Here is an 18781-nt window from a genome sequence, read left to right on the forward strand (position 1 = left end):
TCAGTTGTCGAAGAGGAAGCCGGGCGGCAGGCGCCGGCTGAAGGCGGCGACGAAGACGAGCCACACCGCGCCCGTGAAGGCCGCGCTGGACGCCAGCACCAGGAGCGGCCGGCGCAGGCCGAGGGTGAAGGCCAGCACCGCCACGAAGACGAAGGTCGCGGGGAAATACCCCACCGGCTCCACGGCGATGATGTAGAGGGCCGTCAGCCCCACCGTGATGGCGAGGTTGCGGGCATGCTCGACGAAGGGCATGTCCGGCGCGGCACGGCGCAGCCCGGTCGTGAACATTACCACGGCCAGGATGCCCATGGCGCCCAGGATCAGGCGCGGGAACATGGCGGCGTCGGTCGCCACCCCTTGCAGATCGTACCAGCCCCCCGCCACCAGCAGCAGGATGAACAGGGCGGCGATGCTGTCGCGGTGCAGGACCATGGCGGGATCAGCGGCGCCAGGGGTCCTCGCGCCAGAGTCGCCCGATCTCCTCGTTCAGCCCGGTGAGGTAGGTGCGGTATTCCGCGCGCGGCATGGGGGCCAGGAAGAGCAGCTGCTCGCGCGCCTTCACCTGGAATTCGGGGTCCGCCAGCGAGGCGGTGACGGCGGTGGACAGGCGCTCGATGATCTCGGTCGGCGTGCCGGCGGGCACGGCGAGGCCACGGTCGGACCCCGCGACGACATCAATGCCCTGCTCGCGCATGGTCTTGGCGTCGGGCAGCTCGTCCCAGCGGTTGGCGGCCATGAAGCCGAGGTTGCGGATCTGCCCTTCCTTCACGAAGGGCGCCGCCTCGCCGATCCCGAAGGTGCTGGCCATGATGTGCCGGCCCAGCAGCGCGGTGCGGTTGGGCGCGGTGCCGGGGAAGGGCACCAGCGTGGCGCGGATGTCCACCTTCCGCATGAAGGCCAGCGTGGCCAGGTGCATGGCGGAACCCGTGCCCTGCATGCCGATGGTCATGCGGCCGGGGTTCGCCTTCGCCCAGGCCACCAGCTGGTCAATGGTCTGGAATTCGCTGGACGGATGGACGTTGATCGAGGCCGGGTCGGAGACGAGGTTCGCGACGAACTCGAAGCTCTCGAAGGTGTATCGCGTGCGCCGCTCGTGCGGGATGGTGATGAAGGCGGGCGCGTTCAGCATGCCGATGGTGTGGCCATCGGGCCGCGCCTGCGCGAGCTGCGTGAAGCCGATCTCACCGCCCGGCCCCGGACGGTTCACCACGCCGATGCGCGCGCCGCCGCCCAGGTGCTTTTCCATGAAGGGGGCCAGGGTACGGGCCAGGATGTCCGTGCCGCCGCCCGCCGCGAAGCCGATCAGCAATTCGATGGGGCGCGAGGGCCAGGTTTGCGCGCTGGCGTGGGGCGCGATCGCGGGCGTGGCGAGCACCCCCATGGCCGTGGCGGACAACAGGCTGCGTCGGTGAAGGCGCATCATGGCGTTGGCTCCCGTTCTGTTCTGTTTCATGGACACAGGCGCCCGATGGCGCCCGCCTCCCCCTGTGCTGGCGCACGGTAACACGGGAGGGCGCGCGGTCAACGTGAACGCGGCCTCAGGCCTCGGCGCGGGGCGTGGCGCGGGCGATGCCGCCATAGGCGTCCAGCAGGCGTTCGCGCCAGGACCACACCGGATCATCCTCGGCCAATAGGCGCAGCGGGCTTGTGCCGCGCGCCCACATGAAGGCGCCCATCACGACATGATCGGCGTAGTCGGGCGCATCGCCGCCGAGGAAGGGCTGCGCCAGCACCGCGTCGCGCAACGGGCTGAGCATGGCGCGGAATTCGGGCAACCGCGCCTCGCGGTCGCGCGTCACTTCCGCCAGCTTCATGCCGAAGCGCTGCTGCCGGCTCTCGATGAAGTAGCTCCGCGCCTTCTCGTCCAGCAAAGGCGGCACGTCCGAGACGATCAGCCGGATCAGCGCGGCATGGAACACCGTGCCGGTCCAGGACTGGATGAACCGATAGGCGTGGGCGCGGCCGTGCATCAGGCTGGGCCGTTCCGGATAGGCCTCGTCGAGATACCGCGCGATGGCGAAGGAGTCCGGCACCACCCGCGCGCCATCCACCAGCACCGGCACCTTGTCGTGCTTCGCGAAGGCAAGGCGCTCCGTCTCCGTGAAGCGCCAGGGGATGCTCTCGAAGTCGAGCCCCTTGTGCGCCAGCGCGAAACGGCTGCGCCAGCAGAAGGGGCTGAAGACGCGGGCGGGGTCGGTGCCGCAGAGTTCGTAGAGTTGCCGCGCCATGGCTCAGCCCTCCCAGGCCACGACGCGCTGCGCCGCCGCGCGCCAGGCGGTCCAGGCGGCGTCGGCCGCGCGGCCGCTGCGTTCCGCCGCCACCGAGGCCGCGTTCAGCGCCACGCGCGCCGGTTCGCGCTCCGCGCCCGTGCGGTCCTCCAGCGCGCGGCGGGCGCGCAGCAGGGTGGCCTCGGCGGCGGCGTGGTCGCGGGCGGCGGTGCGGAAGGCGTCCATCAGCCGCAGCGCCTCGGCATAGGCGGCGATCAGCCCTTCCAGCCCGGCGCGGCCGGTGGCGTCCGCGGGGAGGCGCTGCAGCACCTCGCGCAGCGCGGCCAGGCGGTCGGTGCCGCCGGGCAGGCGGGCGGTGTCGCGGTCGAGGCTGAGGTCACGCCAGATGGGCGGCAGGGGCTCGGGCAGGGCCGGGTCCCAGAGGGGGATGATGCGGGTGGAACGGCGTTCCCATTCGTAGCCATGCTCGGCGGCGGCGCCGGCCAGCGTCACCTCCACGCGCAGGCCGAAATCCCCTTCGGCGACGGGCTGGAATTGCGGGGTCTCGCCGCGCCGCGCGGGCAGGTCCAGCATCAGCGTGCCGCGCTGGGCACCGCCATCCACCGCCAGCCGCAGCCGGTGCACCGCGCGCTGCGCCACCAGCACCGCGCCGCGCCGGAAGGTGACGCCGGTGGGCTCGGTGCGGTCGTCGCGCGCCGTGCTGAGCTGCACGCCCTGGTCGCGCCCGAAGGCCAGCAGCCGCGTGGCGCCCGCCGGCATGCCGGGCAATTGCGCGTCGCCCAGGAAACCGTCCGTCTCGGCGCCCTGGCTGCCATAGATGGTGGCGAGGCCCGGCGGCAGCGGGTGGTCCGCCGCGTTGCGGAGGCGCAGCGCCTGGAGCGGGTGGCGCGCGGCGAGGTCCTGCACCCACCACACCCGCTCGGCCGGCAGGCGCATGTCGAGGAAGGGGACGTTCGCCGTCTCGCCCGCCTGGATGGTCACGGGGTCCACCAGCACGAAGGCCACCCGGCCGAGGGAGGCTTCTGTCGCGACCGGGGGTGCGGCGGGGGCGGCCTCCGCCACGGGTGCCGCCGCCGGCGCGGGGGCGGGCAGGGCGAAGGCGCGGGCCAGGCGGGCCGGCGGGGGCGTGGGCTGGGGGCGGTCACCCGTGTCGGGCCGCACCTCCACCTGGCCGCTGCCCTCGATGGGCAGTTCGATGCGCGGCAGCAGCACGGGGGTGTAGAGCGCCTGCCGGAAGGCCGCCGCCTCGCTGGAGACGAGGGAGAGCCGGATACCCGACCAGTCCGCGCCCGTGTGGTTCTCCACCACGGCCCAGCCCATCAGCCGTGCCTCGGATCCCGTCTCGCCGAAGCCCGGCACGGTGATCCGCCAGGAGGGCTTCCACAGCGGCGCGCCGGCCACATAGACGGCGGCGATCTCGCGCGGGGCATTGGCGCCCGCGCGCAGCGCCACGGTGACCGTGCGGGTGTCGGCGGTGCGCGTCTCGGCCAGCGCGGCGGCGGCGCGGGCCAGGCGCGCGGCCAGGCCGGCGTCGCGCAGCTGCACCTCATCGGCGGGGTCGAGCGCCAGGGCGCGCAGCCCCGTCGCGGTCAGCAGCGTCAGGCGCAGGCGGCCCTCATGCTCGCCCGCCTCAGCGATGCGGCCCTCGATGGCGCCGACCGTCACCTCCTGCCCGCGCAGCGCGTTGAACAGCGCGGCGCGGCTGTCGAAGTCGTGGGGGCGCAGCGGCAGGCCCCGGAAGGCCTCGGCGGCAAGGTCCTGGGCGGGCAGGCGCACGCCCTCCACCCGCCCGGCCGGGTCCGCGACCACCAGCGAGCGCAGGATGTCGTCCACATCGGCCAGCGGGACGCGGAAGGTCACGGCGCCCGCATCGGGCGCCACCATGCCCCCCCGCATGATCTGCGCGAGGCCGGAGGAGGAGAGCATCACCCCCCGCACCGGCAACTCCGTCGCCAGGGCCGGCGTGGCGAGAACCAGCAGGAGGGCAGGCAGCAAACTGCGGCGGATCATGGGCTTGGCCTCCGTGTGCATGCGGGGCGCGTGGGCGCCCGACACGGCATCTGACCATGGCGGCCCGCCCCCGGCCACCCGCCTGCAACCGTCCAGGCGGCGGCCACGTTTAAACTCATGTGACATTCGGTCTTATCTATTTTAATTGAAAGTTGAGCGTCGGAGCGATATTTTTCATTAAAGTTTAGGGGAAACGCCATGGACAGCGTCGCAGCGGATCGGGTCGCGGCAGGCCGCCTCTGGCAGGGCCTTTCCGAGCCCAGCCATGCCATACGGGCCGCCGATCGCTACTTCGCCCTTATGGGCCGGCCGATGATGCAGGTGCGCCGCGCGAATGGCGAAGCCGTGCTCTTGGCGCTGGACCCCGCCACGGGCGCGTTTCTCCCCAGCTACGCCTTGCAGAACCGGTTCCGTGACGGGCTGCTCGACGCGCAGCCGCTGGATCACGCCGCGTTCCACGCTCTGGTGCGGCGTTGGCGTGCCCGGGCGCTGGCCGAGTGCGAGGCCAGCCCCATCCTCTGGACGCGCACGACCGATGCGGATTTTCCCTATGCCGCCACCCGCGCGGGCCAGAAGCTGGCGCTGCGCTGCGGGGGGCATCTGGCGGAGCCGTCCTGGACCCTCTTCGCCGCCGGCGAGGAGGTGGGCGAACTCACCGCCTGGCCCGCCGCCTGGAACTGCGAGGAACCCCGCGTCAGCGGCGCTCGAGCCGCATGGGCAGCGTCTCGCCTGGCCGCAGGCTGAGGCGGCTGACGGCCTCCGCCACATGGCCGGGGCGCAGGCGCGGGCGGAAATGCTGGGCCAGCGTCGCCACCGCGATCATCGCCTCGTAGAGCCCGAAATGCTGGCCGGTGCAGATGCGCGGCCCCAGCGCGAAGGGCAGATAGGTGAAGCGCGCGGGCGCAGGCGCGCCGGGCAGGAAGCGCTCCGGCTTGAAGGCGTCGGGGTCGTGCCAATGGGCGCGGTGGCGGTGCACCACCCAGGGGGCCACGATGACGATGCTGCCGCGGGGCACCGGCACGCCCGTCACCTCCGTGTCGGTCGCCGCTTCGCGCGCCAGCAAGGGGATGGGCGGGTAGAGGCGCAGCGTCTCTTCCACCACCGCCCGCGTGTAGGGCAGGTTCGGCAAATCCTCGAAGCCCGGGGCGCGGCCACCCAGCACGCGGTCCAGCTCCCCGTGCAGCGCGGCCTCGGCCCAGGGCGCCTGGGAGAGCAGGTACCACACCCAGGCCATGAGGTTGGCGGTGGTCTCGTGCCCGGCCATGAAGATGGTGATGGCCTCGTTGCGGAAGGCCTCGCGCGTCATGCCGGGGTGGGAGGCCATGCCGGCCACCAGGGAAAGCTCGCCCCCCGCGGCGTTCAGCACCTCCTCGATCAGCCCGTCCACCACGCGATGGATGCGCCGCACCTCGCCGCGCCGCAGCAGCCCGTTCAGCCGGGGCGTCCAGTCGGGCAGGCCGATGATGGAGGTGAGGTCCGTGTTGGAAATCCGCGCCTGGTAGCGCGCGAAGGCCCCGACCACGGTCGAGGTGGCGCGCCGCCCCACCGCCGTGCCGAAGATGGTGCGGCCGATGACCTCGGCGGTGAAGCGGCCCATCTCCTCCAGCATGTCCAGCTCGGCGCCCTCCGGCAGGGCGGCCCAGGCGTCGCGGGTTTCAACGGCGACCGCCGTCATCACGGGGGTGAGGCTTGCGATGCGCGAGGGGTGGGTGACGGATTGCACCACCCGCCGCCTCTCCTTCCACACCAGCCCGTCCGAGATCAGCAGCCCGTCGCCCAGCAGGGGTTCGAGGGCGTGGCGCATCTGGGGCGACTTGCGCTCGAACACCTCCGGCTGGCCGATCATCACCGACTGGATGGCCGGCGGCATGTTGAAGACGAAGATGTTCCGGCTCAGCACCTTCATCCGGATGTGCGGCTGGTCGAAGAACTGCTCGCTCCAGACGCCGAGCAGGTTGCGCCGCGCGATCAGGAACAGCCGCCAGATGGGCAGCCGCCCGCGGTGCCGGGACGGCCTGGGGGGCAGGTAGGGCTCGGCCGGGGGGAGGGAAATGCTCAGGCGGCGGCCTCGGACCAAGGGGAGGGAACCCAGGCGGTAGACCAGCCCCGGGCGCGATGTCCAGGATGATGGCCCAGATGCGTCACATGCGGCCGCGTCACATGGGGAAACGCGATGTGAACACTCCCCGCGCTGCGGGCACCTGGCTAAAATGCCATATCCCAGGCTTGTCAGGGTCGCGGGAGCGGCCTAGTGGCCCGCATCCTTTCATGATAACCCGCCCGAACAAGACTCGGGGGGAAGCCGGCCCGGATGTCGGGCCCGCGGCAGCAGGAGATTTTCGCGATGAGTGAGACCGCCGAAAAGGTGAAGAAGATCGTGGTCGAGCATCTGGGCGTCGAAGAGGCCAAGGTGACCCCCGAGGCCTCCTTCATTGACGACCTGGGCGCGGACAGCCTCGACACTGTCGAGCTGGTGATGGCCTTCGAGGAAGCCTTCGGCGTGGAAATCCCCGACGATGCGGCCGAGAAGATCCAGACCGTCAAGGACGCGATCGAGTTCATCGAGAAGCAGCAGGCCGCGGCCTGAGCTTTCTCCGCGGGGTTTCATAACGTGTTTGCGCCAGGATTCGCGCCGCGTCGCGTCGTTGTCACCGGCATGGGAATCACGGGCCCGCTCGGGCTCGGGGTGGAGCGCTTCTGGCGCCGGCTGGTCAATGGCGAAAGCGGCATCTCCGCCATCCAGTCCTTCGACGTGAAGGACCTGCCGGCCAAGATCGCGGGCCAGGTTCCCCCCGGAACCCGCGCCGAGGGCGGCCTGGACCTCAACGAATGGATCCCCGTCAAGGAACAGAAGAAGATGGGCCGCTTCATCCAGCTTGCCTGGGTGGCCGCGGCCGAGGCCATCGAGGACAGCGGATGGGCCCCCGAGGATGAAGCGGGTCGTTGCGCCACCGGCGTGATGATCGGCTCCGGCATCGGCGGTCTGGAAGTGATCCAGGAGGCCGGCCTGCTGGTGGCCGCGGGCAAGTCCCGGCGCCTCTCGCCCTTCTTCATCCCCTCCGCGCTGGTGAACCTCGCCTCCGGGCAGGTCTCCATCCGCTACGGCTTCAAGGGCCCGAACCATTCGGCCGTGACCGCCTGCGCCACGGGCGTGCATGCCATCGGTGACGCCGCGCGCCTCATCGCGCTGGGCGATGCCGATGTGATGGTGGCCGGCGGGGCCGAGGCGGCCATCTGCGAACTGGGCATCGGCGGCTTCTGTGCCGCGCGCGCCCTGTCCACCACCTACAACGACACGCCGGCCGAGGCCTCCCGCCCCTGGGACAAGGGCCGCGACGGCTTCGTGATGGGCGAGGGCGCGGGCGTGGTCGTGCTCGAAGAGTATGAGCACGCCAAGGCGCGTGGCGCCAAGATCTACGCCGAGATCATCGGCTACGGCATGAGCGGCGACGCCTACCACATCACCTCCCCCACCGAGGATGGCGAGGGCGGCTACCGCGCCATGAAGGCCGCGCTGGCCTCGGCCGGCATCACGCCCGACCAGGTGCAGTATGTGAACGCCCACGGCACCTCGACGCCCATGGGCGACGACATCGAGCTTTCGGCCGTGGAGCGCCTCTGGGGTGACGCGGCCCGCGGCCTCGCCATGTCCTCCACCAAGTCGGCCACGGGGCATCTGCTGGGCGCGGCGGGCGCGGTGGAGGCGATCTTCTCCATCCTGGCCATCCGCGACAACGTGGCGCCCCCCACGCTGAACCTGGACGAGCCCTCGCGCCCCTCCCCGATCGATCGGGTGGCCAAGACCGCGCAGGAACGCAAGATCGAGGTGGCGCTGTCCAACAGCTTCGGCTTTGGCGGCACCAACGCCTCGGTGGTGTTCCGGGCGGCGCCTTGACGCGGGTTTCCGGGCGCCCCTCGCGGCGGCGCCCGGGCTTTCCCCTGCCGGTCAACTTCTGATGTTGCGCGTGCTGCGCCTGTTGGGGACGCTTGTGCTCGCGCTGGCGGTGCTGGCCGGCATCCTGGCCTTCATGGCTTGGCGCGAGGTGGATGCGCCCGGCCCCCTGGCCGAACCCGCCCAGGTGGTGATTCCGCGCGGCGGCACGGGGGCCATCGCCGATGCCCTGGCCGAGCGGGGTGTCATTTCCGACGCCCGCCTCTTCACCGCCGCCGCCGTGCTGACCCGCAGCGAAGGCCCGCTGCGCGCCGCCGAATTCGCCTTTCCCGCCCGCGCCTCCATCCGCCAGGTGCTGACCGTGCTGCGCGAGGGAAGGCCCGTGCAGCGCCGCCTGACCATCGCCGAGGGGCTGACGGCGCGGCAGATCACGCTTCTCATCGACAACATGGAAGGCCTGACCGGCGAGACGCCCCCCATCGCGGAAGGCGCCCTGCTGCCGGAGACCTATGCCTTCACCCTGGGCGACAGCCGCGCCTCCCTCGTGCGCCGCGCCACCGCGGCCATGGAGCAGGCGGTGGAGGAGGCCTGGGCCGCCCGCACGCCCAACCTGCCACTGGCCTCCCCGCGCGAGGCGGTGATCCTGGCCTCCATCATCGAGCGGGAGACGGGCGTGGCGGGGGAACGCGGCCTGGTGGGCGGCGTCTTCATCAACCGGCTGCGGCGCGGGATGATGCTGCAATCGGACCCGACGGTGGCCTATGGGGCGGGGCAGGGCATGCCGCTGGACCGCGCGCTGACGCGGGCGGATTTGAACGAGGACCACCCCTTCAACACCTACCGCATCCGTGGCCTGCCGCCCGGGCCCATCGCCTCGCCGGGCCGCGAATCCCTGCGCGCCGCCACCCAGCCGGAGACGACGGACTACCTGTATTTCGTGGCGGATGGCACGGGCGGCCACGCTTTCGGCCGCACGCTGGAGGAGCACAACAGGAATGTCGCACGCTGGCGCGCGCTGCGCAGGGCGCAATAAGGGCGCGCTGGCGTGCGCTGCGCAAGGCGCAACAAGGGCGCGCTGGCGTGCGCTGCGTCGGGCGCAATAAGGGTGCCCTGGCGCGCGCTGCGCAAGGCGCAGTAACGCCCGCCGAAAAGGCGAAGGGGGCGCGAAGCCCCCCATCCCTCAGCCCGGCTGTTCTTCCTGCTGCGGCGCGGCCCGGCGGGATTGCGGCATGGGCAGGGATTCCGCCTCGCCGGCCAGCTCGGCCTCCAGCGGGTGGGAGCCGCCATTGCCGTTGTCCTGGCCTTCGCCCTCGCCCTCCTGCGGGGAGGAATCGGGGGTCTCGCGCTGGCGGCGTTCCTGCGGCGGGGGCTGCTGCTGGGCCGCGGCCATGGCGCCCAGGATGCGGAAGTAGTGTTCCGCGTGCTGGAAATAGCCCTCGGCTGCCACCCGGTCCCCGGCGCTGGTCGCGTCCCGGCCGAGCTGGAGGTATTTCTCGAAAAGTTGCTGGGCGGTGCCGCGAAGACGGACATCAGGCCCGCTGGAATCAAAGACGTGATTCCGGTTGAGGGGTTGGTTTCCGCTATTGCCGCCGCCCGTGTGCCGGAACTGACCGCCACCGCCGCCGCCACCACCGCCGCCATGGCGATGGCCACGGCGCATGCGCTTCATGTTCATCCGCTGCTGTGCTTTTGCTGTCTCATGAAGGCGGGCCGGCCGAACCGGTCGCGCCATTCGCTGCACTTCACCGAGGCCCCGCGGGCCCGAGCGTTGTTCACCGGCCTTCCGACCCCTGTGAACATGCCAACCTTAGCCCCTGTGCGCGTCGCCGCCAATGGCTTTCTGCCCGGATTCCAGAAGGATTGCGCGCGGAATGCCCGAAAGATCGGCGCGCAGGCCGGCCACGGACAGTCCGGCGGCCCGGGCCAGCGCGCCCACCGCCCCGTCCTGGCCCTGGCCAAGCTCCAGCACCGCCACCCCGCCGGGGGCCAGCAGGCCGGGCAGGGCGGTGGCGAGGGCGCGGTAGGCGTCCAGCCCATCCGCCCCGCCATCCAGCGCGGAGGTGGGTTCATGGCGCGCCACCTCGGGCATCAGCGCCGGGATTTCGCCGGCCGCGATGTAGGGCGGGTTGGACAGCACCAGGTCGAAGCGGGCATCGAGCGCCGTCGCCCAATCCCCGGCCAGGAAGGCCGCGCGGTGGGAAAGGCCCAGCCGTGCCGCGTTGCGCGCGGCCAAAGCCGCCGCCTCGGGCTTCAGGTCCACGCCCAGGCCGGTCGCCTCCGGGAATTCGGACAGCACCGCCAGCAGCAGCGCCCCCGTGCCGGTGCCGAGGTCCAGCACCCGGCGCGGGGCCACGCCGCGCGCCATCACGGCCTCCACCAGCGTCTCGGTGTCGGCGCGCGGGATGAGGGTGTGGGGGGCCACCTCCAGCTCCAGCGTCCAGAAGCCCGCGCGGCCGGTGATGAAGGCCAGCGGTTCGCGCGCCGCGCGGCGGGTCAGCGCCGCCTCGAAACGGGCGGCGGCGTCCTCGCCCACGGGCGCCTGGGGGTCGCGCAGCAGGGTTTCGGGCGTCGTGTTCAGCACATGGGCCAGCAGCCAGCGCGCCTCCATCCGGGCATTCTCGATGCCCGCCTCCCGCAGCGCCGCCCCGCCCCGGCAGAGCAGGGCGCCCACGCCGGGCATCAGGCCTCCGCGGCCAGGCGCTGGGCCTCGTCCTCGCTGATGAGGGCGTCGAAGATGTCGTCGAATTCGCCCATCATCACCCGGTCCACCTTGTGCAGGGTGAGGCCGATGCGGTGGTCCGTCACGCGCCCTTGCGGGAAGTTGTAGGTGCGGATGCGCTCGCTGCGGTCCCCGGTGCCGACCTGGCTGCGGCGGTCGGCGGCGCGGGCGCTGTCGAGGGATTGGCGCTGGGCGTCGAAGATGCGCGCGCGCAGCACCTTCATGGCCTTGGCGCGGTTCTTGTGCTGGGACTTCTCCTCCTGCATCGCGACCACGATGCCGGTGGGGAGGTGCGTGATGCGCACCGCGCTGTCCGTCTTGTTCACATGCTGCCCGCCAGCGCCCGAAGCGCGGTAGGTGTCGATGCGGAGGTCCTTGTCCTCGATCTTCACATCCACCTCCTCCGCCTCGGGCAGCACGGCGACGGTGATGGTGGAGGTGTGGATGCGGCCCTGCGTCTCGGTGGCCGGCACGCGCTGGACGCGGTGGACGCCGCTTTCGAATTTGAGGCGGGCGAAGACGCCGCTTCCCTCGATCTCGGCGGTGGCGCCCTTCACGCCGCCCAGCTCGTTCTCGTCATATTCCAGCACGGTGAAGCGCCAGCCGCGGGTTTCGGCGTATTTCTGGTAGGCGCGGAAGAGTTCGCTGGCGAAGAGCCCCGCCTCGTCGCCGCCGGCGGCGGGGCGGATTTCCAGGATGGCGCTGCGCTCATCCGCCGCGTCCTTCGGCAGCAGCATCAGGCGGATTTCGCGCTCCATCAGCGGCAGGCGCGCCTTGGCGTCGTGGAACTCGGCCTCGGCCAGCTCGCGCATCTCGGGGTCCGAGAGCAGGGATTCCGCCTCGGCCTGGGCGTTTTCCAGGGCGCGGTATTCGGCGACCTTCTCGACCAGCGGCTCCAGCGTGGAGAGCTCCTTGGAGAGCGCGCCGAATTGCGACCCGTCGGCGGTTTCCAGCTCCGCGCGGAGTTCGGCGGCGCGCGTCATCAGGCGGTCGAGGCTTTCGGGGAGAGGCATGGGGTGGGCGATGCCCCAGGGGGCGCGCCAGCGCAAGAGGTTGGGCGCGTCAGCGCAAGAGGTTGGGCGCGTCAGCGCAAGAGGCTGGCGCCTCAGCCAACCTTCCCCGCGCGCTTCAGCCAACCCTCCCCGCGCGCCTCAGCCAGCCTTCCCCGCGCGCCTCAGCGCGACCCCGCCGCGGCGATGAGCTGCTCGGCGGTCACGAAGCCCAGGAATTGCCAATCCGCGCCGCGCGGGCGGAACAGGCCCATGGACCCTTCCGGGAATTCCGCCTGGGCGAGGCCGCGCCCCAGGATCATGCCCAGCGGCACGATGTGCCCGACCATGACGCGGTTCCCGCCCGTGGCAGGCTGCGCCAGCCGGCGCGAGACGGCGCGAGCATCCTCGGACGCGCTGCCCGGCGTATAGTCATCGGCGATCAGGTCGCGCTCCACCCGCGCCTGGCCGAAGGCGAGGTCCGCGGTGTCGGCGGCGCGGAAGACCTCGCTGGTCAGCACCTCCGCCACCGGGATGTCCAGGGCGCGGAAGGCCTGGCCCAAGGCGCGGGCCTGTTGGCGCCCGGCCTCGCTGAGGTTGCGCTGCCCCGCACGGTCGCCGCGGCGGCCGGTGTCCATCTGGGTGCGGTCGGTGATGGCGTGGCGGATGTAGAGGTTCAGCCCGCCCGCCCGCAGCAGGGAAAGCGCCTCGGGCGTCGGGATGAAAGCGTGCTGGGCGGTGGCGGGCGCGGCCAGCAGGGGCAGGGCCAGGAGCGTGCGGCGGTGCAACATGGGCAAACAGATGGGTTTCACGCCCGCCCGAACAAGCGCGCCATCTCGCCCGCGCCCAACCGCAGATAGGTGGGTCGCCCATGGCTGCAGGTGGCGGCGCGGGGCGTGCGCTCCATGGCGCGGAGCAGGGCGTCCATCTCGGCGGGGGTCAGGCGCCGGCCGGCGCGCACCGACCCATGGCAGGCCAGCCGCGCCACGGCGGCATCGAGGCGCAGCGCCAGCGCCTGGCCCTCGCCGCCCTCGGCCAGTTCCTCCGCGAGGTCGCGCAGCATGGGCGCGGGGTCGGCGGTGCCGAGCAGGGCTGGCAGGGCGCGCACCAGCACGGCGCCCTGGCCGAAGCCCTCCACCTCCAGCCCTAGGCGGGCGAGGTCGGGCGCGGCCTCTACCAGCCGGGCTGCACCCGGCAGTTCCACCACGGCGGGGATCAGCAGGGGTTGGGACCGCACGCCGCCTTCCAGCAATTCGGCGTTCAGGCGTTCATGGGTGAGGCGTTCATGCGCGGCGTGCTGGTCCACCAGGATCAGCGCGCCATCGGGCGCCTCGGCCAGGATGTAGGTGTCCATCACCTGCGCCACCGCCCGGCCGAGCGGGTGGTCCGCCGGCACGGGCTCGGCGGGCGCCTGTTCCACCGGCGCGGGCGGGGCAAAGGTGAGCGGGAGGCGGGCCTCCGCGAAGCCCGTCAGCGGCGGCGGCGGCGTGGAGAAGCGCAGGCCGGAAGGCCCCGCATAACCCAGCGAGCCGCCCCCCACCCCCCCTTGGCCGACCCCCTGGCCCAGCGCGCGGCGCAGCGCCGAGATCACCGCGCCCCTTACCCCGGCCGAATCGCGGAAGCGCAGTTCGGTCTTCATGGGGTGGACGTTCACATCCACCTCGGCGGGGGGCACTTCCAGAAAAAGCGCCGCCACCGGGTGCCGCCCGGGCGCGGTGACGTCGCGATAGGCGGCCCGCAGCGCCATCCGCAGCATGGGGTCCTTCACCGGGCGGCCATTCACCACGAAATGCTGTTCGGCCGAGGTGGCACGGGTGAAGGCCGGGCCGCCCGCGAGGCCCGTGATGCCGGGCCCCTCCACCGGCCGCGCGGCGGCGGCGAATTCGGCACCCAGCAGCGCCTCGATCCGCGCCTCGCGGCTGGACGGCGCGAGGTTCAGCACGCGCCGGCCGTCCTGGCTGGCCTCGAAGCCCACAAGCGGCCAGGCGAGCGCCAGGCGCCGCAGCGCGTCCATCGCCGCCTCGCCCTCGGCACGCGGGGAGCGCAGGAATTTCCGCCTGGCCGGGGTGGCGAAGAAGAGGTCCGTTACCTCCACCCGCGTGCCCGGCGCGCCGGAGGCCGGCTGCACCAGCCCCTTGCGCCCGCCCTCGACGGTGATGCGGTGGGCGACGCCGTCGCGCGATCCTGACGCGGCTCCGCCGCGGGGTGCGGTCGTGATGAAAAGCCGCGCCACCGCGCCGATCGAAGGCAGCGCCTCGCCCCGGAAGCCCAGCGTGCCGATGGCGAAGAGGGTCGCTTCCTCGGGCAGCTTGGAGGTGGCGTGGCGCTCCACGCACAGCTCCAGGTCCTCGGGCGACATGCCATGGCCGTCATCCTCGACCAGCACGCGGCCTATGCCGCCTTCCTCCAACTCCACGCGGATGTGGCTGGCGCCGGCGTCCAGCGCGTTCTCCACCAACTCCTTCACCACGGCGGCGGGGCGCTCCACCACCTCGCCGGCGGCGATGCGGTTGGCGGTGGCGTCGGGGAGGAGACGGATCATCCCCCGCGCAGCCGCAGCAATTCTGTCAGCAGGCCGGCCGTGCTGGCATCATGCGCGCCCACCTCGCCCGTCTCCAATTCGCGCACAATGGGCGTCGCCATCACCTTGCCCAGCTCCACCCCCCATTGGTCGAAGGGGTTGATGCCCCAGAGGGCGCCCAGCACGAAGACCTTGTGCTCATAGAGGGCGATCAGCGCGCCCAGCGCCGCCTCGTCCATGCGCGGCATCAGGATGGTGTTGGAGGGCCGGTCGCCGCCGAAGACGCGGTGCGGCAACAGGCGCGTGATCTCGGCCTCGGCCACGCCCGCGGCTTCCATCTCGGCCCGCACGGCATCCGCGTCGCGGCCCATCAGCAGCGCCTCGGCCTGCGCCAGGCCGTTCGCCAGCAGGATGTTGTGGTTGTCGGCATGGGTGTGGTCGGGGCACGCCACCAGGATGAAGTCCACCGGCACATGGCGCGGCCCCTGGTGCACCAGCTGCATGAAGCTGTGCTGGGCATTGGTGCCGGGCTCGCCGAAGACCACGGGGCCGGTGGCGCGGGGCACGGGCGCGCCGTCCACGGTCACGCCCTTGCCGAGGCTTTCCATCTCCAGCTGCTGCAAATGCGCGGGCAGGCGCCGCAGCCGCTCGTCATAGGGCAGCACGGCGCGGCGGTGCAGGTCGAGGCCGTTGACATGCCAGGCCTCCACCAGCGCCAGCAGCACGGGCAGGTTGGATTCGAGCGGCGCGTCGAGGAAATGCCGGTCCATCGCCCGCGCCCCGGCCAAAAGTGCCGCGAAACGGTCCCAGCCCAGCGACAGCGCCAGCGAAAGCCCGATGGCCGACCAGAGCGAGAACCGCCCCCCCACCCAGTCGCGGAAGGGAAACACCCGGTCCTCGCCGATGCCGAATTCCGCGGTGGCCTTCAGGTTGGTGGAGAGGGCGGCGAAATGCGAGGCCGCCCCATTCGGCCCCACGCTGGCCTCCATCCAGCGCTTCACCAGATGGGCGTTGGCCATGGTCTCCTGGGTGGTGAAGGTCTTGGAGGCCACCAGCACCAGGGTCCGCCGCGCATCGAGCTGCGGCAGCACCGTCTCCCACCCATGCCCGTCCACATTGCCGAGGTGGATGGGCCGCATCGGGTCGCCCGCCCGCCACAGGGCGCGGCCCACCATGACCGGCCCGAGGTCCGAGCCGCCGATGCCGATGTTCAGCACCGTGTCGAAGCGCTGGTTGGTGGCGCCGCGGATTTCGCCGCGATGGATGGCGGTCGTGAAGGCCTCCATGCGGGCCAGCACCTCGGCCGCCTCGCGGTGGGCCTCGCCGCCCGCGCCGGGGAGGTCGCCGCGCAGGGCTATGTGCAGGGCGGCGCGGCGCTCGGTGCTGTTCACCGCCTCGCCGCGCGCCATGGCGTCGCGGCTTCCCGCCACATCGGCCGCGCGGGCCAGGTCCAGCAGCGCGGCCAGCACCGTGTCCGAGACCGAGGTCTTGGAGATGTCCAGCAGCAGCCCGCCGCCCTTGTGGTGGAAGCGGGCGAAGCGGTCCGGATCGGCCGCGAAGAGCGGGCGGATGGCGGCCGCCCCGGGCGATGCCGCCAATGCCTCGACCTTCGCCCACGCCGCTGACACCGCTGCCGCCATCCTGGCCTCTCCTGAAAACCTTTGCCGGACGGAAGGTTACAGCCCTTGCGGCTGCCCCGCCACTGCAAGGGCCAGGGTGTTCGCGCGCAGGAAGCGCCGCCCCGCGCGCATCACATCCTCGCGCGTCAGCGCCGCCAGCCGCGCCGGCCGCCCGGCCAGCCATTCCGGCGTGCGGCCCGTCTGGCGCAGCCCCAGCAGCAGCGAGGCGCTGCGCCGGCTGTCGGTGAATTGCAGCGGCAGCGAACCGGCCAGGAAGGCCACCGCGTCGCGCAGCTCCTCCTCCGTGGGGCCGTCCTGCGCCATCTCGGCCCAGCCTTCGCGCACCAGGCGCCAGACCTCGCTGGCCCGGGCGTTCTCGGTGGAGACGACGCCCTGCACCAGCGCCTGGCCGAAGGCGACGGACAGCCCGGCGCCGATGCCATAGGTCAGCCCGCGCTGCTCGCGGACGGTCCGCATCAGGCGCGAACTGAAACCCCCGCCCGCCAGGATGCGCAGCGCCACCTGGCTCGCCTCCCAATCGGGGTCGGTGGGGGGCAGGGCGTCCTGGCCGAAGACCATGTGGGATTGCGGGCCCGGCATGGGGCGCAGCACCTTGCCGAACATCTCCATGGGGCCGGGGGGCGTGAGCTCGGGCGGGGTGCCGGCCGGCAGGGCGCCGAACAGCTCGCCCAGCAAGGCGCGCAGCCCGGCCGCGTCCAGCGCGCCGGCCGCCACCACCTGCACGCCGCCGCGATGAAGCTGGGCCTCCAGCGCCGTGCGGATGTCGCCGGTGGTGAGGGTGGTGATGGTCTCGGGGGTGGCGGCGCGGCCGAGGCTGGAGCGGGGGAAACCCGCCTCCCAGAAGGCGCGGCGGGCCACGGCGCCGGGGCTTTCCGTCTGCTGCCGCGCGGCCAGCAGGGCGCGGGCGCGCACGCGGGTCACGGCGTCCTCATCCAGCCGCGGCGCCGTCATGGCCAGCCGGGCCAGCGGCACGGCCTGGGGCAGGGCGTCGGTCAGCGCGCGGAAGCTGCCCTCGAAGACATCGGCGCGGGCGGAGAAGCCGAGGCCGATCCCTTCATCGGAGAGCGCATCGCTGAACTCGGTGGCGCGCAGATCCCCCGCGCCCTCGGTCAGCAGCGAGGCGGCCATGCCGGCCAGCCCCTCGCGCCCCTCGGGCTCCAGCGCCTGCCCGCCGGCCCAGGACCAGGCGACCGAGACGACGGGAACCGAATGATCCTCCACGAGCCAGGCGGTGACGCCGCCCGCCTCGACGATCTGGATGGGCACGGAGAAGCCGCGCCGCGCGGGCAGCGTCACGCCGAACTGGGTCTCGGACATCAGGCGTCTCCGGGCAGCAGCCAGCCGGCCATGTTGGCCCCCGGCGTGCCCAAAACCTGGCGCGCGGCGGCATTGACCTGTTCAAGGGTGACGGAGGCGAGGCGTTGCGGCCAGAACTCCACGGCGTCCAGCGGCAGGCCGATGGACAGCGCGCCGCCCAGCATGCGGGGTGCGGCGCCCAAGCCATCCAGCGCCAGCAGGGCGCCGGCCGTCTCCTGGCGGATGGAGCGGCGCAGTTCCGCCTCGGTCGCGCCGGAATCCAGCAGTTCCGACAGCACGGTGTTCAGCGCCTGCTCGATCCGTTCCGGGCTCACGCCCGGGCGGGGCGAGGCGTAGAGGAAGAAGCTTCCCACCCCCAGCACCTGGCCCGAATAGGAAGCGCCGGCGCCGACGGCCAGCCCTTCCTCCACCAGCGCCTTGTGGATGCGCGAGCCCGCGCCGCCGCCCAGCAGATGCGCCAGCACGTCCAGCGCGTCATGGAGCGAGCGGTCGCCCCAGGTGGCGGAGGGCGCGGCGAAGGTGCGCAGGAAGGAGGGTTCGCGCACGCCCGGGTCGCGGCGGATCAGGCGCGCCTCGCCGGCCGCCTCGGGCGGGGCCGCGCGGTCGCGTGTCACCTCGGGGCGGGAGGGGACGGGGCCGTAGAATTCCTCGGCCCAACGGCGCAGATCGGCCTCGCGCACATCGCCCGCCACCACCAGCGTGCAGTTGGAGGGGGCGTAGAAGCGGGCGTGGAAGTCGATCATGTCCTGCCGGGTGATGGCGCGGATTTCATCTTCCCAGCCGATGATGGGGCGGCCGCGCCAATGCTGCGGGCCCCATAGGGTGGCGTCGAATTCCTCGCGGAAGCGGCTGCGCGGGTTGGATTCGATCACCTGGCGCCGTTCTTCCAGCACCACCGCGCGCTCGGCCTCGTATTCGTCGGGCGGCATGAGGGGGGAGGCCAGGCGGTCGGCTTCCAGGCGCATCATCAGCGGCAGGCGCGAGGCCTCGACCGTCTGGAAATAGGCCGTCATGTCCCGGCTGGTGAAGGCGTTGTCCTGCCCGCCCTCGCGCGCCACCACGCGGCTGAAGGCGCCGGAGGGCACGTTGGGGCTGCCCTTGAACATCATGTGCTCAAGGTAGTGGGCGATGCCGGACTTGCCGGCCGGGTCCTCGCCCGAGCCCGCGGCCACATAGAGGTAATGGGCTGCGACGGGCGCGCGGCGGTTTTCGGCCAGGACCACGCGCAGCCCGTTGTCGAGCGTCCAGGTCACGGCGCCGAACAGAGGCTGGTCCGGCCCGCGGCGAGCGGTGCGGAGCGGGGTTGTGGCCGCCTGCGCCAGCCCCTCGCGCGGGGTGGCGAGGGCGGGCAGGGCCAGGCTGGCGGCGGCGCCCTTCAGCGCGGTGCGGCGGGTCAATGCGATCATACGCCGCATGTGGGGAGGCGGGGGCGGCTTCGCCAGAATGCCGCCAAGCTTCCCATGGC

At 72.4% G+C, this 18781-nt stretch carries 17 protein-coding genes; 4 read left to right on the forward strand and 13 right to left on the reverse strand.

The features are described 5' to 3' along the window. The 4 genes from GGQ83_RS04465 to GGQ83_RS04480 all read right to left on the reverse strand — a co-directional run bounded on the left by GGQ83_RS04465 (position 1) and on the right by GGQ83_RS04480 (position 4238). Positions 1-432 (reverse strand): tripartite tricarboxylate transporter TctB family protein, encoded by a 432-nt coding sequence (locus tag GGQ83_RS04465; protein WP_184382375.1) that lies wholly within the window; start codon positions 430-432, stop codon positions 1-3. A gap of 7 nt (positions 433-439) precedes the next feature. Beyond that, a complete protein-coding gene (locus tag GGQ83_RS04470; RefSeq protein ID WP_184382376.1) occupies positions 440-1423 on the reverse strand; it encodes a Bug family tripartite tricarboxylate transporter substrate binding protein in 984 nt (327 codons plus the stop codon). A 115-nt stretch (positions 1424-1538) separates the two neighbouring features. Further along, positions 1539-2228, reverse strand: coding sequence for a glutathione S-transferase family protein (locus tag GGQ83_RS04475; protein WP_184382377.1), 690 nt, complete (start codon positions 2226-2228; stop codon positions 1539-1541). A 3-nt stretch (positions 2229-2231) separates the two neighbouring features. Then, positions 2232-4238, reverse strand: coding sequence for a DUF4139 domain-containing protein (locus GGQ83_RS04480; RefSeq protein WP_221223421.1), 2007 nt, complete (start codon positions 4236-4238; stop codon positions 2232-2234). Between the two features lie 198 nt (positions 4239-4436). Here GGQ83_RS04480 and GGQ83_RS04485 point away from each other — a divergent pair, with 198 nt between their 5' ends. Continuing rightward, on the forward strand, positions 4437-4982 hold the full coding sequence (locus GGQ83_RS04485; protein ID WP_184382378.1) for a hypothetical protein: 546 nt from the start codon (positions 4437-4439) through the stop codon (positions 4980-4982). Here GGQ83_RS04485 and GGQ83_RS04490 read toward each other — a convergent pair. Continuing rightward, positions 4933-6315 carry a cytochrome P450 gene (locus tag GGQ83_RS04490; RefSeq protein ID WP_242535009.1) on the reverse strand — a complete coding sequence of 461 codons (1383 nt, stop codon included), beginning with the start codon at positions 6313-6315 and terminating at the stop codon, positions 4933-4935. The two genes, GGQ83_RS04485 and GGQ83_RS04490, sit on opposite strands and share 50 nt — an antisense overlap. Before the next feature lie 267 nt (positions 6316-6582). Here GGQ83_RS04490 and GGQ83_RS04495 point away from each other — a divergent pair, with 267 nt between their 5' ends. The 3 genes from GGQ83_RS04495 to mltG all read left to right on the forward strand — a co-directional run bounded on the left by GGQ83_RS04495 (position 6583) and on the right by mltG (position 9163). Beyond that, positions 6583-6825 (forward strand): acyl carrier protein, encoded by a 243-nt coding sequence (locus GGQ83_RS04495; protein WP_184382379.1) that lies wholly within the window; start codon positions 6583-6585, stop codon positions 6823-6825. Between the two features lie 24 nt (positions 6826-6849). Beyond that, on the forward strand, positions 6850-8133 hold the full coding sequence (fabF, locus tag GGQ83_RS04500; protein WP_311727209.1) for a beta-ketoacyl-ACP synthase II: 1284 nt from the start codon (positions 6850-6852) through the stop codon (positions 8131-8133). Positions 8134-8194: 61 nt separating this feature from the next. Beyond that, complete coding sequence (gene mltG, locus GGQ83_RS04505; RefSeq protein ID WP_184382381.1) at positions 8195-9163, forward strand: endolytic transglycosylase MltG; 969 nt, start codon at positions 8195-8197, stop codon at positions 9161-9163. 147 nt (positions 9164-9310) lie between these two features. Here the strand turns inward: mltG and GGQ83_RS04510 are convergent, their stop codons facing one another. The 8 genes from GGQ83_RS04510 to GGQ83_RS04545 all read right to left on the reverse strand — a co-directional run bounded on the left by GGQ83_RS04510 (position 9311) and on the right by GGQ83_RS04545 (position 18731). Continuing rightward, positions 9311-9805, reverse strand: coding sequence for a DUF4167 domain-containing protein (locus GGQ83_RS04510; RefSeq protein WP_184382382.1), 495 nt, complete (start codon positions 9803-9805; stop codon positions 9311-9313). A 132-nt stretch (positions 9806-9937) separates the two neighbouring features. Then, positions 9938-10810: a peptide chain release factor N(5)-glutamine methyltransferase gene (gene prmC, locus GGQ83_RS04515; RefSeq protein WP_184382383.1), complete on the reverse strand. Its 873-nt coding sequence runs from the start codon at positions 10808-10810 to the stop codon at positions 9938-9940. After that, positions 10810-11862 carry a peptide chain release factor 1 gene (prfA, locus tag GGQ83_RS04520; protein ID WP_184382384.1) on the reverse strand — a complete coding sequence of 351 codons (1053 nt, stop codon included), beginning with the start codon at positions 11860-11862 and terminating at the stop codon, positions 10810-10812. Before prfA ends, prmC begins: the two co-directional genes overlap by 1 nt. A 161-nt stretch (positions 11863-12023) precedes the next feature. Then, complete coding sequence (locus GGQ83_RS04525) at positions 12024-12629, reverse strand: histidine phosphatase family protein (RefSeq protein WP_184382385.1); 606 nt, start codon at positions 12627-12629, stop codon at positions 12024-12026. A 17-nt stretch (positions 12630-12646) separates the two neighbouring features. Further along, positions 12647-14380, reverse strand: coding sequence for a DNA mismatch repair endonuclease MutL (gene mutL, locus GGQ83_RS04530; protein ID WP_184382386.1), 1734 nt, complete (start codon positions 14378-14380; stop codon positions 12647-12649). Further along, positions 14377-15999, reverse strand: a complete 1623-nt coding sequence (gene pgi, locus GGQ83_RS04535; RefSeq protein WP_184382387.1) for a glucose-6-phosphate isomerase — start codon at positions 15997-15999, stop codon at positions 14377-14379. The genes mutL and pgi overlap by 4 nt, the downstream gene beginning before the upstream one ends. A 36-nt stretch (positions 16000-16035) precedes the next feature. After that, entirely contained in the window at positions 16036-17316 is a 1281-nt protein-coding gene (locus tag GGQ83_RS04540; protein ID WP_184382388.1) for a M16 family metallopeptidase, read from the reverse strand. Further along, complete coding sequence (locus GGQ83_RS04545; protein WP_242535008.1) at positions 17316-18731, reverse strand: M16 family metallopeptidase; 1416 nt, start codon at positions 18729-18731, stop codon at positions 17316-17318. The genes GGQ83_RS04540 and GGQ83_RS04545 overlap by 1 nt, the downstream gene beginning before the upstream one ends. Between the last annotated feature and the right edge of the window lie 50 nt (positions 18732-18781).

Source organism: Roseococcus suduntuyensis, assembly GCF_014196305.1.
GTDB classification, from domain to species: domain Bacteria; phylum Pseudomonadota; class Alphaproteobacteria; order Acetobacterales; family Acetobacteraceae; genus Roseococcus; species Roseococcus suduntuyensis.

Coding starts and splice junctions, on each gene's coding strand:
- GGQ83_RS04465 (WP_184382375.1), bottom strand. CDS start 432: ATGGTCCTGCACCGCGACAGCATCGCCGCCCTGTTCATCCTGCTGCTG.
- GGQ83_RS04470 (WP_184382376.1), bottom strand. CDS start 1,423: ATGATGCGCCTTCACCGACGCAGCCTGTTGTCCGCCACGGCCATGGGG.
- GGQ83_RS04475 (WP_184382377.1), bottom strand. CDS start 2,228: ATGGCGCGGCAACTCTACGAACTCTGCGGCACCGACCCCGCCCGCGTC.
- GGQ83_RS04480 (WP_221223421.1), bottom strand. CDS start 4,238: ATGATCCGCCGCAGTTTGCTGCCTGCCCTCCTGCTGGTTCTCGCCACG.
- GGQ83_RS04485 (WP_184382378.1), top strand. CDS start 4,437: ATGGACAGCGTCGCAGCGGATCGGGTCGCGGCAGGCCGCCTCTGGCAG.
- GGQ83_RS04495 (WP_184382379.1), top strand. CDS start 6,583: ATGAGTGAGACCGCCGAAAAGGTGAAGAAGATCGTGGTCGAGCATCTG.
- mltG (WP_184382381.1), top strand. CDS start 8,195: ATGTTGCGCGTGCTGCGCCTGTTGGGGACGCTTGTGCTCGCGCTGGCG.
- GGQ83_RS04510 (WP_184382382.1), bottom strand. CDS start 9,805: ATGAACATGAAGCGCATGCGCCGTGGCCATCGCCATGGCGGCGGTGGT.
- prmC (WP_184382383.1), bottom strand. CDS start 10,810: ATGCCCGGCGTGGGCGCCCTGCTCTGCCGGGGCGGGGCGGCGCTGCGG.
- prfA (WP_184382384.1), bottom strand. CDS start 11,862: ATGCCTCTCCCCGAAAGCCTCGACCGCCTGATGACGCGCGCCGCCGAA.
- GGQ83_RS04525 (WP_184382385.1), bottom strand. CDS start 12,629: ATGTTGCACCGCCGCACGCTCCTGGCCCTGCCCCTGCTGGCCGCGCCC.
- mutL (WP_184382386.1), bottom strand. CDS start 14,380: ATGATCCGTCTCCTCCCCGACGCCACCGCCAACCGCATCGCCGCCGGC.
- pgi (WP_184382387.1), bottom strand. CDS start 15,999: ATGGCGGCAGCGGTGTCAGCGGCGTGGGCGAAGGTCGAGGCATTGGCG.
- GGQ83_RS04540 (WP_184382388.1), bottom strand. CDS start 17,316: ATGTCCGAGACCCAGTTCGGCGTGACGCTGCCCGCGCGGCGCGGCTTC.
- GGQ83_RS04545 (WP_242535008.1), bottom strand. CDS start 18,731: ATGCGGCGTATGATCGCATTGACCCGCCGCACCGCGCTGAAGGGCGCC.